This is a genomic window from Lentilactobacillus diolivorans DSM 14421, assembly GCF_001434255.1.
In the GTDB taxonomy this organism is placed as follows: domain Bacteria; phylum Bacillota; class Bacilli; order Lactobacillales; family Lactobacillaceae; genus Lentilactobacillus; species Lentilactobacillus diolivorans.
Map to the genome: position 1 here is coordinate 121,922 of NZ_AZEY01000079.1, position 13,292 is coordinate 135,213.

At 38.7% G+C, this 13,292-nt stretch carries 11 protein-coding genes; 5 read left to right on the forward strand and 6 right to left on the reverse strand.

Annotated elements, in window-relative coordinates; translation table 11 throughout:
- Positions 1 to 35 precede the first annotated feature (35 nt).
- The 4 genes from FC85_RS08815 (at position 36) to FC85_RS08830 (ending at position 5,257) form a co-directional block, all read left to right on the forward strand.
- Positions 36 to 1,577 (forward strand): Ppx/GppA phosphatase family protein, encoded by a 1,542-nt coding sequence (locus tag FC85_RS08815; protein ID WP_057865163.1) that lies wholly within the window; start codon positions 36 to 38, stop codon positions 1,575 to 1,577.
- Positions 1,574 to 3,751, forward strand: a complete 2,178-nt coding sequence (locus FC85_RS08820; protein ID WP_057865164.1) for an RNA degradosome polyphosphate kinase — start codon at positions 1,574 to 1,576, stop codon at positions 3,749 to 3,751. Before FC85_RS08815 ends, FC85_RS08820 begins: the two co-directional genes overlap by 4 nt.
- Complete coding sequence (gene ppx, locus FC85_RS08825) at positions 3,751 to 4,713, forward strand: exopolyphosphatase (protein ID WP_057865165.1); 963 nt, start codon at positions 3,751 to 3,753, stop codon at positions 4,711 to 4,713. Before FC85_RS08820 ends, ppx begins: the two co-directional genes overlap by 1 nt.
- 145 nt (positions 4,714 to 4,858) lie before the next feature.
- Complete coding sequence (locus FC85_RS08830) at positions 4,859 to 5,257, forward strand: hypothetical protein (RefSeq protein ID WP_057865166.1); 399 nt, start codon at positions 4,859 to 4,861, stop codon at positions 5,255 to 5,257.
- Between the two features lie 263 nt (positions 5,258 to 5,520).
- Here the strand turns inward: FC85_RS08830 and FC85_RS15725 are convergent, their stop codons facing one another.
- From FC85_RS15725 to FC85_RS08845, 5 genes are all read right to left on the reverse strand, one after another.
- On the reverse strand, positions 5,521 to 5,670 hold the full coding sequence (locus tag FC85_RS15725; RefSeq protein ID WP_157051284.1) for a hypothetical protein: 150 nt from the start codon (positions 5,668 to 5,670) through the stop codon (positions 5,521 to 5,523).
- Positions 5,671 to 5,721: 51 nt separating this feature from the next.
- A complete protein-coding gene (locus FC85_RS08835) occupies positions 5,722 to 6,705 on the reverse strand; it encodes a choloylglycine hydrolase family protein (RefSeq protein ID WP_057865167.1) in 984 nt (327 codons plus the stop codon).
- 106 nt (positions 6,706 to 6,811) lie between these two features.
- Positions 6,812 to 8,686, reverse strand: a complete 1,875-nt coding sequence (locus FC85_RS08840; RefSeq protein WP_225427581.1) for a YhgE/Pip domain-containing protein — start codon at positions 8,684 to 8,686, stop codon at positions 6,812 to 6,814.
- Complete coding sequence (locus tag FC85_RS16140; RefSeq protein ID WP_225427580.1) at positions 8,641 to 8,973, reverse strand: YhgE/Pip domain-containing protein; 333 nt, start codon at positions 8,971 to 8,973, stop codon at positions 8,641 to 8,643. The genes FC85_RS08840 and FC85_RS16140 overlap by 46 nt, the downstream gene beginning before the upstream one ends.
- Before the next feature lie 28 nt (positions 8,974 to 9,001).
- Positions 9,002 to 9,694: a D-alanyl-D-alanine carboxypeptidase gene (locus tag FC85_RS08845; RefSeq protein WP_083485065.1), complete on the reverse strand. Its 693-nt coding sequence runs from the start codon at positions 9,692 to 9,694 to the stop codon at positions 9,002 to 9,004.
- A 458-nt stretch (positions 9,695 to 10,152) separates the two neighbouring features.
- On the opposite strand from FC85_RS08845, the gene FC85_RS08850 reads away from it, so the two are divergent.
- Positions 10,153 to 12,324: a YhgE/Pip domain-containing protein gene (locus FC85_RS08850; RefSeq protein WP_057865168.1), complete on the forward strand. Its 2,172-nt coding sequence runs from the start codon at positions 10,153 to 10,155 to the stop codon at positions 12,322 to 12,324.
- A 178-nt stretch (positions 12,325 to 12,502) separates the two neighbouring features.
- Here FC85_RS08850 and spx read toward each other — a convergent pair whose 3' ends face one another.
- Positions 12,503 to 12,898: a transcriptional regulator Spx gene (gene spx, locus FC85_RS08855; RefSeq protein WP_057865169.1), complete on the reverse strand. Its 396-nt coding sequence runs from the start codon at positions 12,896 to 12,898 to the stop codon at positions 12,503 to 12,505.
- Positions 12,899 to 13,292: the final 394 nt, after the last annotated feature.

The following is a 13,292-nucleotide window of genomic DNA, read 5'->3' on the forward strand; positions in this document are numbered from 1 at the left end:
AAACCTCAAAGTCAAGAAGAAGAGAGAGGATTTTTATGGCAGCAAAATATTTCGGGGTGATTATGGTTAATGTCTCTGGGCTGGAGCTATTGATTGTAAATCTCAAGAATTTAAAGCCGTTGGAGCGGGTTCAAAAAGACATTAATTTAGGGGACGATGTCTACCAGGATAAGCCGGTTAAGTACGAATCCGTTGACCGGGTCTCGGAAGCTTTAACGGGATTTATTCAGATTTTAAGTGACTATGGCGTTACTGATTATAAGCTGTTTGGCAGTGAGGCACTATCACAAGCATTTAACGCCGATTTTATTGCGGATCAGTTGTTCCTGCATACAGGCTTAACTATCCGCTGGTTATCGATGAGTGAAGAAGCATTTTATCGAAATCAGGATATCCAGATCGACATGCGCAAGAAAAAGAAAATGAAACATGAAACAGTCTTCTTAGTAGGAATTACTTCAGGAAATACTTCTGTAACACAGTTTGATGATGGTAAGTTCATTTCCTCGACTAATTTTGCTTTGGGGCCAATTAAGATTGCCGAAGATCTGCAAAGTTTACGTGAAACAGCTCCAAATTCAATTGGCTTGTTAAATGACTATATTGATAGTAAGCTAAATGATTTTTATAGTGATAATCCGGCAAGTGGTATTGATAAAAAGCAACCAAGCAAGATCATTCTGCTGGGGACATTACCTCTTAAACGATTGGTTGATAACTATGAAAAAGATTCAGAAAATTCATTATCAATTGATGCATTTAATAGGTTGGTGGATGATTTAGTGGATGTTTCCGATCAATATTTAATTGAGCGGCTACAAGCTGATGAAGAATACGTACCATTAGTACTGCCGGAACTATTGCTGATTCGTCGAGTGATTAGGCTAACTCACGCGGATGAAATTGGATTCTCAGATTCGGGAATTGTTGACGGTTTGGTTAATAGTGAAGCAGTGGCCCATGGTTATTCCAAGCGTGACTTTACTCAGCAAACAATTATTATGGCAAATAATCTGGCCGACCATTATAATGTTGAACCAGTTCATCAAAGGTTGGTTACCAGATTTGCATTGCATCTGTTTGACCAATTAAAGCCATTACATCAACTGGGGAATCGCGAACGTCTGTTACTGCAAGTTGCTTCAATTCTGCACGATGTTGGTAATTATATTGGTATTCATGAACATTATTTACATTCGGAATATATTATCAGCCACTCTGATATTACTGGTCTTTCAGATACAGAAAGGCGCTTAGTAGCTGCAGTTGCGAGGTATCATAGTTCAACGACGCCAAGTGAAGATCTCAGTCACTTTCAGCATATTTCTGCTACTAATCGGCGATTAATTGCCAAATTAGCTGCCATTCTTAGGTTGGCAGATGCGTTGGATGATGATCGGCAGCAAAAGATCAAGCGAATTTCAGTTTCGATTAAAGAACCCAACATTATTATTTCTGTTTTTAGTAATGCTAATTTAGCGTATGAAAATTGGATATTTAATTCGAAAAGTCAATTCTTCCAAGAAGCATTTGGGTATCGCGCAATGTTAAAGCAGAGGAGTGTGAAAGAGAAATGAAGACAAAAGTTGACTATTACGACCCTAAGTTCTTTACCAATCGGGAACTTAGTTGGTTGGACTTTAATGATCGGGTTTTAGAGGAAGCCCGTGATAAAAGCAATCCGTTATTGGAACGGGTCAAGTTTTTAGGAATTACACAGAGTAACCTTGACGAATGGTACATGGTTCGGGTAGCATCGCTGGTTAAGCTGGTTGAAGTTAAATATCAGCAACCCGATGCATCTGGTTTGATTCCTATTGAACAATTAAAAGAGGTTAACCGTAAAGCTCATGATCAGATAAATAAACAGTATACGACATTGAACCGAATGATTTTACCGGCAATTAATCAGGTGGGCATCCATCTGCTCAACGTTGAGGATTTAACTGAGCGACAATATCAGTTTATCAGGGGCTATTTCCATGATGAATTATATCCGGTTCTAACGCCTATGGCCGACGATAGTTCACGGCCTTTTCCATTCATTAGTAATGATTCATTAAATTTATCACTTAGATTAACTGGTAAGGACAGTGACAAATCATTATATGCAACGTTGCAGGTACCAAGTATTTTTCCGAGAGTTGTTAAACTGCCGGGAGGTTCTAATGATTTTATCTTACTGGAAGAAATTATCAAACAATTTGCCAATCAGCTATTTGTTAATTACGATATTGAAGAAGTCTCAACGTTCCGGGCGACTCGCGATATGGACCTTGATGTGGCCGAAGAGGATACTTCTGACTTATTGAAAAAAGTTCAGCAGCAATTAAAACTGCGAGAACATGGTCACGTTATTCGACTGGAAGTTGACTCCAACATTAGTGGTAAGCTTCGAAAGCGTTTGGTTAAGGAACTTAAGATTGACGAGGATTCTGTTTATGAGGTAAATGGTCCGATTGATTTGACCTTCTTAAACAAGCTGGCGAGTGCGGTTGTCGGCCACGATGATTTAAAATACCCACCATTTAAAGCTTATCAAGCTAAGGAACTCAATTCGGATCATAATATTTTTGATGCCATCAAGAAGCATGATTGGTTGATGCAACATCCATACGATAAGTTCGATTCGGTCGTTGAATTTATTCGACAAGCTTCGATTGATAAAGAAGTCTTGGCGATTAAGATGACGTTATACCGAGTTTCCGGTGATTCGCCCATCATTAAGTATCTTGGTCGGGCGGCCCAAAATGGTAAACAAGTGACGGTTTTGGTGGAAGTCAAAGCTCGGTTTGATGAGGAAAATAATGTTCACTGGGCGAGAACCCTTGAGAAGATGGGGTGCCACGTCATCTATGGTTTAGTTGGCTTAAAGACTCACTCTAAGCTGTCGCTGGTTGTTCGGCGTGAACAGAATGGTATCCAACGGTACATTCACATGGGGACCGGTAATTACAACGATGTCACGGCTCACTTTTACACCGACTTGGGGTTACTAACATGTAATAATGATATCGGCATTGATGTTACTAATATTTTCAATATGTTATCAGGTTATTCTCAACCGCCGTTTTTCCACCAACTGCATATTTCACCACACGGTATTCGCGACTTTATTAATGACAAGTTAAACCATGCCATCAAGTACGCTAAAGAAGGTCGGCCCGTTTACGTTCGAATGAAGATGAATTCACTTTCAGATAAGGACATGATCGCCAAGATGTATGAAGCTTCGCACGCCGGCGTCAAAATTGATCTGATTGTTCGGGGAATTTGTTGTCTTAGAACCGGGATTCCAGGAATTAGTGATACTATTACGGTTCATTCAATCGTTGGTCGTTTCCTGGAGCACAGTCGGATTTATATGTTTGACTTTGATGGGGACCAACAAGTTTACTTATCATCCGCTGATTTAATGACTCGGAATTTGAACCGACGAGTTGAACAATTATTCCCGGTTCTTCAACCAGACCTTACCCAACGAGTTCTCGACATTTATCAGACAATGTGGGATGATAACGTCAAAACAAGAACCATGATTGACGACGGTACGTATAAACGAGTGGATCGTCGAGGCCATGCACCTCTCAATTCGCAGGAGTACTTTGCTGCTCAGGCAACTAAAATGGTGAATGCACAGCAAGCAGTCCCCCGCCAAAAGAATGATAAACAATTTGAGCCAATGATGAGCCCACAGAATCAACCAGATCCATTTGATGAGGAAGACCAAGATAGAGGGGAAAACCAGTGATGGAAAATTTTGCCGTAATCGATTTAGGTTCCAATTCAGTTAGAATGACAATTAGTAAGGTTGGTGGGGATGGCACCTATCAAACGATGACTCAAATGAAAGAATATGTGCGACTTTCTGAAAATATGGGAGTTGAGAAGATTCTTCAGCCAGATGCAATTGAACGGACGATTAAAGCTTTGAGGGAATTTAAAGAAGTTTATTCAAAGCTTGATAATCTGAAGATCAAAGCAGTTGCGACAGCAGCGGTTCGACAGGCAGCCAATCAGAAACAGTTCCTAAAAAAGGTGAAGAGTGAGATTGGAATTGATCTTAACGTTATTTCCGGATCACAGGAAGCCTATTATGATTACGTTGGGGTCAGCGAAACGCTGCCGGCAACGAATGGTGTCATTATCGATACTGGGGGTGCCAGTGCTGAAATCATTTTGGTTCAAAATGGCAAAGTCAGCAATCTGATTAGTATTCCGATTGGATCAGTAACGTTGTCCTCTAAATTTGATCTGTCTAATGAAGTATCGGCCGCTGAACTTTTTAAAGCAGTTATCTTTGTTAATAAAATTTATTCAAATGTTTGGTGGTTGCGCAATGGACTAAATTTGCCGATTATTGGTTTAGGTGGCAGTAATCGGACGTTAGCTAAGATTAATCGACGATTTAACAATTTATTGGACACGGATGATATCCACGGTTACCAACTTCGAAACAGTGATGTTAACGACACATTCCAGCGGATTATTAGTAAAAACTTAGAAGAACGAAAGGAAGTTCCCGGTATCAGCAAAGACCGGGCTGATATTATTGTTGGTGGCCTAATCCCAGTTATTCTGTTGATGAATTTCTTGGATTCTGATCGAATCACATTCTCTACCAGTGGTCTTCGTGAAGGAATCTTATTTGAACGGTTACATGAAATTATTAAAGAAAACGTGAAGGATATGTCCGAAGAAGAGTTGCTATAAGTAGGATCATCGTCTTTTACGCTATGAGTGGTTTCAATAATTGTTATCGTAATTTGGGTTGTAGTTAATAGTTAAACAGTAAAACAAAAATAACCTCTTTTTGATTGTCATCCTTTATAATGACTGTCAAAAGGGGGTTATTTTGATGGCACAAGAATTAGGTACCAATGACCTGGGAACATACAGTTATGTATCTCGAGTTTACAATGAGAATATGCGGCTGGCAGATTACCAGTTGCCAAAGAACGCTGAAAACGGGGAACAAGTATTTTTTGATACCGATGAAATTCACCTAACAATGCAAATTGACAATCAACGGGTCACAAAAATAACCATTGTGACGCCGGTTCCTCAGTCATCAACCTACATGCAGGTATTTGAAGGCTTTGAGTTTGGGCTAGATGCACTGGGAACGTGGATCAATACGTACCACCGCTCAACTTCCAGCCATGGGCACGCGGCGGATGTTGTGAATGGCATATTGGCGGATTACAATACAACAAAGGACAATGTTCTGACGGTGAGTCTAACAAGAGCCAAGTAAGCTGATTATGAGGTGTCGGGCGGCTCCTTTTCTGAATTCAAGTCAATTGGCAAAGAAAATATCCGGTATATACAGTCTGCTGATTTGGTTGCACGGCAGAAAGTTACGTTTCTCTCGTATTTTGGTTGCGATTAATGATGATTGTATAAAAAGAAGTGGGCAAGACAGATGTGTTTTCCAACTTTATTCACCTTAATTTAGTAAGGGTCGTGACTATAAAAAGCGAGATACAGGCAATTCATTTGCATGCATCTCGCTTTTTATTAGGTTCGGTTACCAGGCTGGTGGTTTTTAAATTTGGTTAGAATCGACTTGATGTGCTCTGGAAGATCAAAATAGTCAGCAATTGCCAATAAAAGTAAAAAGAAGACCCATCCATTCATATTCCAAAACAGGCTGAAAATATCTTTCATTAGACTTGTCAACCGCCTTTCAGTTAAAGCGAAGATCTGACACTTTTTAGTTTAATTTAATTCTTGATATTGTTGACTATGGTTGATGGGAAATTCCGTTGGAACGGACTTATTCATCAAGGCTTCAGTCATAGTGACCTTTGAAATGCTTTGATCATCATAAGGCTGCATATAGTAAGTTAAGTTGCTCATATCCATATAACCCCGATATTGTGTATAGTCTGATTGACCGTTTGCCTTTAGTTTAACGCCCTTGGGAATTTCAACCGAATTGAGAATGTGACTTAATGCATTGATAGCGTTTTTACTGGAGACCCCCTCTGTATATTGGCGCATAAAGACAGTCCGAATAAATCGAGAAACTGATGTGTAATCACCAGGCATCCCAAGTGCGCCGCTTCCAGGGCCAAATGATGAAATCTGATACCCGTTATAGTTGCGATCGGGGTGGGGAGTTGGTTGTAATTCCGTATAGTTACTAAGGTTTTGCAGATGCCACGTAAAATCGGGAGAATTAGTCATGACGCCAACTGGATCGGTCATATAATGAATGCCGTCCGCTTTAATTTCCAAAACGCGGCAGTCACCCGAACGGTCAGCGACAATCCAGTGTAATGGAACTGCTTGACCCAGTAATTTAATGGGCGAATTAACGACGTTCAGGTCACCTAATTGATTAGCGAGGTCCGCACAACTTTCAGCATTACCCAGAATCCAATTTAAGACTTCATGGGAAGCTAAATTAGTTTTATGAGATTGAGGTTGATCTGAGTATTGGGCTTCATCACTAAAGTAAAGGGCGGCACCACTCAGCCCCTTTTCATTTACGCCGTCAACTAAAATGTAACTTCCAATATTTTTACCAGCACCCACAAAAGCTAACTTGGTGTCATAGCCGGCATCGTGAGCGTCGCTGTTAAAGTGTTGATGACGCGGAATTACAACTGGTCGGCCGTCAAGGTTAAAGTCAAAATCCATAGTTCTGGCGAGAAAATAATCGCCCGTTGTAGATAAAAAATTGACGCTGGTACACATAACTAACTGCCCTCTTTCTTGAATTAGGTCAAGTTTACGATTTATTGAAACGAAAAACAATCAGTAAATTGAGGGATCAGAATATCATTAAATGATCATCTGTAAACTATAATCGACTGTTTTTCATTCCTTTTTCCAACTTGTCAATTGGTCTTTTAAAGATCCGTCTCAGTGGGGCAATTACTATAAATGTAATTGCCAAGCATATCAGCATCAGAATATCGTGACTGAATGTTGCCCAGTTTGGACCTGCAATTGCTTCTCGAAGCCCTTGAATTGCGTATGTGAAAGGTAAAAATGGTGCTAGGGCGGCCAATTGTGAAGGGATGGTCTCCAATGGATAAATCCCACCTGTTCCAAAAATTTGTAAAATCATCAATAGGACGCTAATCACCTTACCAATATTGCCGAACATAAAAACAAGCGTGTATATAACGATTGTGAATACCAATGTAATCAAATAAGCAAAGGCAATCATTGAAAGAAAGCTTCCTGGATGGATACCTAAAAGAACAATTTCACCAAACAGGGTTACGGTCGTCTGACCCAGTGTCATACATAAATAGAGTAATAATTTGCCACAGTAGCCTTGAACCATGTTAGGGGTTAAGCGTTTACCCTGATTAGTTCGATATTTCCATGCCATGATTGTTGTTAATAATAAAACACCAATCCACATTGAGAGAACCGTATAAAATGGTGTCACACCATAACCGAATTTTCCGAGTCGATACAGATTAGTTGTTTTTAGTGAGATTGGGGATGAAAGTAAGTTGGACACTTGAGGGCTTTCACCCAAAGCATTAACTAACCGAGTCAGATTCTTTTCATTAATAAAACCGGTTTTGTGATTTAATCCGTTTAGCTTATCTTGAATATTGTTCAGCCGGTTATTCATCGAATTAATTCGTGAAACTGAAAGCTGACTGACGGAATTGCCAGCATTAGCCAAGGCTTTAAGCTCTGGAATTAATGTCTTCATTGCCGATAAAACATTATTGTCATTTGCTAAACCCGTATTGAGTGTATTTTCCATGCTATCTAGGTTCTGACTGGTGGTCGCATCAAATTCAGCTGAAGCATTAGTGATAGTTGACTCGATACGGTTACCAATTTGGGATGAGCGATTAATTAGCTGGCGAATCAGCCGACTTGATTTGGAACTGTTGGCCAAGCTTTTTAGTTGGTCAATATTTTTTTGCTGAGCGTGAATGTCTCCTTTGATACTGGCTAATAATTTAATAAGCGTTGTTGAACGATTATTTGGCAGGAGATTATTGATAACATCCAGAACTTTTAGGCCATTATTAATTTGATTGATCATTGCATTGTTCAAATTTTGTACCTGATTAAGCTCGTCAGTGGCAATTGGGGACTCACCATTTGAATTGAGCGATTGGAGGTCTGAAAGTGCGGTTTGTAACCGGTCAGTTTGTGAATGTAACGAGTTTAACCCATTGGATAAATTGTTACGGGCGGAGTTTAAAGTTTGTCTTGTAGCGATACTTAATGATTTTCCATGATTCACGATTGCTTGAAGTTCATTGATTTGTTTGGCAACCTTTGGTAGATCGTTTTTAATTGTTTTTAAATAAATTTGCGTATCTTTGGAATCGCCATTAACCCTTTGGAGATACCTTTGGGTTCGATTGATTGTATGAATCGCGTCGAGTAGGGATGTCCGAATTTGCAAAATCTGTGGTTTGTGGGTATCGATTTTGTCACCCACGGCATTCATTTGCTTAAGTGCTTCTTTAGTACTGACTCTGGTAAAATTACTTTTGATTTCTTGGGCCAGTGTATCCTCAGCTTGGCCGGTGATTTTGGTTGCTGCCGCGTTTAATTTCTCATTTGACTTATAAATGATATTTGGTTTTTGAGGACTGCTTGTAACTAAGGTTGCCAACCGACTTGAAAAATCATCCGGAATTTCAATTAAAGAATAATATTTACCTTGATCCAAACCGTCATTCCTTGCCAATCGTTGATAAATATCCAGTGAATTCGATGATTCTTCTTCAATTCCTGAACAATTTGTGTGCCAACATTTACACTTTTACCGTTAATAGTGCTGCCTTCATCGTTATTAACAACAGCAATTGGCATCCGGCTGGTATTAACTTTGGAATAAGGATCCCAAGAAGCTTGAATGTTTAAAAGTGCATAAACGGCCGGAATAATACAGAAAGCAAGTAATGTAATTAAAACGGGACGGCTATGAAAGATATTATGTAAGTCCTGCCTTAGCAGTGTGAAAATAGTTTGCATGAAATTCCGTTCCTTTTCTAACAGGCATTTAATGGATTAGGTTAAGTAAACCCTGGGCCAGAGCAAAGGCACGATTGTTGAAGTGATGGATCACGACAATACCTGTATATAATTTATCTAATCCATTTTGGAAAATAGTGCTCATTGTTTGGCCATCTGATTTGATGATTGAGGTAATTTGACTCAGTTTGGTTAGATCAAGACTGTTATTAATTGACTGAGAGATGGTTTGAATCTCTTTTGATAAGGTGCTGATTGGATCGTGGGTCTTGATTTTCTTTAAGAGTGAGACAACCCGATTATGATTACTGGTGGTCATTGAATCGATGAGTGAGACTAAGTGATTAATCTGTTGGCGTTGCTGAGTGATATTAATGACACGAACCAAGTAACCGCGCCAGATCCAACCATGAATTTTTCCATTACCATTTTTAACGTAATAGTAAACAGCCCGATTACCGTTTGATCGCGTGATGTTGACTGACTTTGACGCATAAAAAGTTGTTAAGGGGTAATTATCGGCATTATGTAATTTGGTGATTAATTTTGGAGAACGATAAAGATAACCACTTACTGCCCGGTAGGAGGCGGTTGTAAGTTGATGAGTCCCTGACACATAAGTTGAATTTGCAAATGAGGTTGGTGTTACAACAAGCAAAGTAGCGGCACTGCAAATTACTGTCAAACTAGTAATCATAGCTTTAATAATGACTCTTTTCAATTTTGCTTAATCTCCTGTATAATTTCAGTTGTTAATGATTAATGAGCGCGTTACACTTATTATAAGACACATTTTGGAGAGCGTGAAGCCTTTTTTACTGCTCTAATGTGCTCAGGCTGAGGGGCCATGTGATTTTTAGAATAATGAATATGTTATTTGGGGCAGTGTGACAGAAGATAATTAGCTTTAGGGATCAAGTAATAATTCGAATGTTATTGATTGAACATTTAAATCATTTGCTTGAGAGGTTGCAAATGATCTTTTGTTGCACATTTTGACTTGGCAATAGTTATGAACAAAGAGCAATGGTGAGATAAAATGGCATTTGTGCCAATCACGACTACTTTTTCGAATAGCGGATTACTGAGTAATAATGGGATTCTAGTTTTAGTTTGTTTAACATTTGGAATCTCATTAATTTTAGAACTGTCCATTAAAAATCACATCGAGGTGTATCTATGACCATCCTTAGAAATATCATGAGCGTTTATCAACGTGATATTCACGCAATTTTTCACCATCGGGCGGCTCTAATTACTGTGGTGGCTTTATGCTTTTTGCCATGTTTGTACACGCTGGTTAATGTTAAAGCAATTTGGAATCCTTATACGACAAGTGAGGTTGATAATATTCCGGTTGCTATTGTGAATAAAGATCAAGGTGCAGCATTGCGAGGAAAATCTGTTAATTTTGGAAATACGATTGTTAGTAATTTAAAAAAGAATCATCAAATTGGTTGGCGGTTTATATCGGCGAATCAGGCCGCGCAAAATTTGCGGACTGGCAAATACTATGCAGAAATTGAGATTCCAAAGAACTTTTCTAAAAAGTTAAGCAGTATTGCATCAACCAATCCCCAGAAGGCTCAAATTATTTATACAGCGAACACGAAGAACAGTCCGATGGGAACAAAGATCACCGAAAATGCGGCCACGACATTGGTGAATGTTGTTAAGGAACGCTTTACATATGAAGTTAATAAAACAGTCTTTTCATACATCAATTTTGTCGGTAAACAAGCTGGGGATCATCAAAATCAGTTGCTGAATCTAAAAGATTTAATTATCAATCTTGGTGATACATTGGGGTTGGCAACCAGTTCTCTTGGCGAAATCACTGATACTTCCAATGGACTTGCAACAGTTTTTTCTGAGCTTAAACCAGTTATTTCGGCTTCTCAAAGCGTTGATATTGACGGTGTTGCTCGGAGTGGCAACAAAAAATTGCTTAAATTAACAAAAAGTTCCCTACAACAATCATTCAGCAACGGTGATGCCAATTTAAGAAATGTTCAAGTAACGGCCCTTCAACTAAGGGGACTGATTAGTGAACTGAATCATCTTACTAAGAATATGAATCATGATAAATTAAATGCCTTGGTCACTAAAATTGATATTCAAACTGATCTTTTAAGCAGTCAAATGAAGCCACTTATCACATTTTTAACTGCGGTTAATCAAAATATGAATTCTCAAAATGTTGCTGAATTAATTGGCTCGTTAAAAACAGTTAAGCAAACGCTGGTAACGGTAAAGCAGCAGGTAACTCATCTAAAAGATCAGTTAAATCAAGCTGATCGTATCAATACGAATTTAAAGCAGCAATTGTTAAGTAATGTGTACCACATAGCAGACAGCCTGAGTTTAACGTTAGCAAAGTATAATCACAAGACTAACAGTGACCTGACCGGCATTAGTAATAACCTGCTTTCCTATTCAGATCGATCCGCTAATATTTTGTCGGATGTTGAAAAGGTTCGACATTTAAACGCGCAATCGTTAAATACGGTTATTCAAGGTAATCAATTGATCGGCAGTTCCTCCAAAAAGTTGGAAAATCAATTGCTTCAGTACAAAAGTATGATATTAGCTGCCAGCAATCAGCTAAAATTAACCGATGATCATAATATTGCATCGGTCATTACGATTTTACAAAACAATCCTAAATTAATGGGGAGTTCATTGGCTAGTCCATTTAAGATGAAGAATGAGAATATTTATCAAATGGGCACCTTTGGGGCAGCTTTTTCACCAACTTATATCGCTTTATCAATTTGGGTGGGGTGTGCCATGTTGGTATCGGTCTTGCGCACAACTGCACCACGAGCTCGCCGCTATCGCTTACTAACAACTCGGCAGGAATACATCGGCAAACTACTAACGTTTCTCACCTTATCGTTGATTCAGACAGGAATTATTGTGCTGTCAACGGTCTTAATCCTGCACGTCCACGTTGTAAATTTGTTTTTGATGACGATTACTGGCGTTTTGTCATCACTCACGTTTTCAATGATTGTTTTTACGATGGTAGCTATCTTTGGCAATCTCGGCAAGGCACTGGCAGTGATGATGGTGGCACTGCAATTAGCAGGAAGTGGGGCAATGTACCCAGTCCAGCTGAATCCACTGGTCTTTAGAATTTTGCAGCCGATGTTTCCTTTTACCTATAGTGTGAGTGGTTTCCGGGAAGCGATTGCCGGTCCCAATATTGAAACGGTAGTCGTAGATTTCTTCATATTAACGTTTATGCTGATTTTTTCACTGTTAGTCGGCTTATTTTTGAAATCACCCTTAAAAAGAATGACGCAACGGCTACAAAATGATTTTGAGAGGACTGGGATTGGCAATTAACGTGACCGAAGTCGTTTATCTCTAGAAGTTTAAATGTTCTGACACAACTTTTTTCGTAAATAAAAAACGAAGCCGGGCAAAATTACTTTTGCATCAGCTTCGTTTTTTTTATTTTAACATGAAATAATTAACTTGAATAAACGGTAAATTGAATGTTCTGCTGAAAAACAACTTCTCTTCAACTAATCTTTTGCATTAACTCTCTTAGACTATCTTCACGGACTTTTCGTGGTAGGAAGCTACGAATATCTTCTTCACTAAAGCCGACTTGCAGTTGTTCGTCGTTAAAAATTAATGGTCGACGAATCAAATCAGGGTATTTAACCATCAAATTGATTAACTGAGTAACAGTTAAGTCCTCAACATTGACGTGTAATTTACGGAAAACATTCGAACGGGTAGAAATAATATCCTCAGTTCCATTTTCAGTTAAACGAAGGATTTGCTTAATTTCATCAGCAGTTAATGGGATTCTTGAAATATTTCGTTCTTTGAATTCGATCCCATTGTCGATTAACCATTTACGGGCCTTTCGACTTGAAGCGCTACTTGGTGCAACATATAAATTCAACATAGCAACTTTTCCCCCTTTATATCCACGTGACAATGATTGGTGAACTGGATAGGCTTTCACCTCATTTACTTACATATCCATATTACCATAAATATAACAAATGTCAAATACACAAGTGAATTGCTTGTGAAACTATAAACACTTATTTTATACGGATAAATTCAATTTGTTAGCAATCTATTTATCATTATTTAAAATGAATACAATGTACGCAGGGTGAACTTAATTTACTAAAAGAATGCGTTTTCACGGAAAACGGAAAGGGCATGCTAGTGATGTCAAGCAGTTTATAATTTTAGAACAAGAAATCGTCCCTTACCGATTAAAATCAAGTAAAGAACGACTAATGTTTAGGAAAATATTTTGATGATCACGAGACAATTAAGGTCATAAG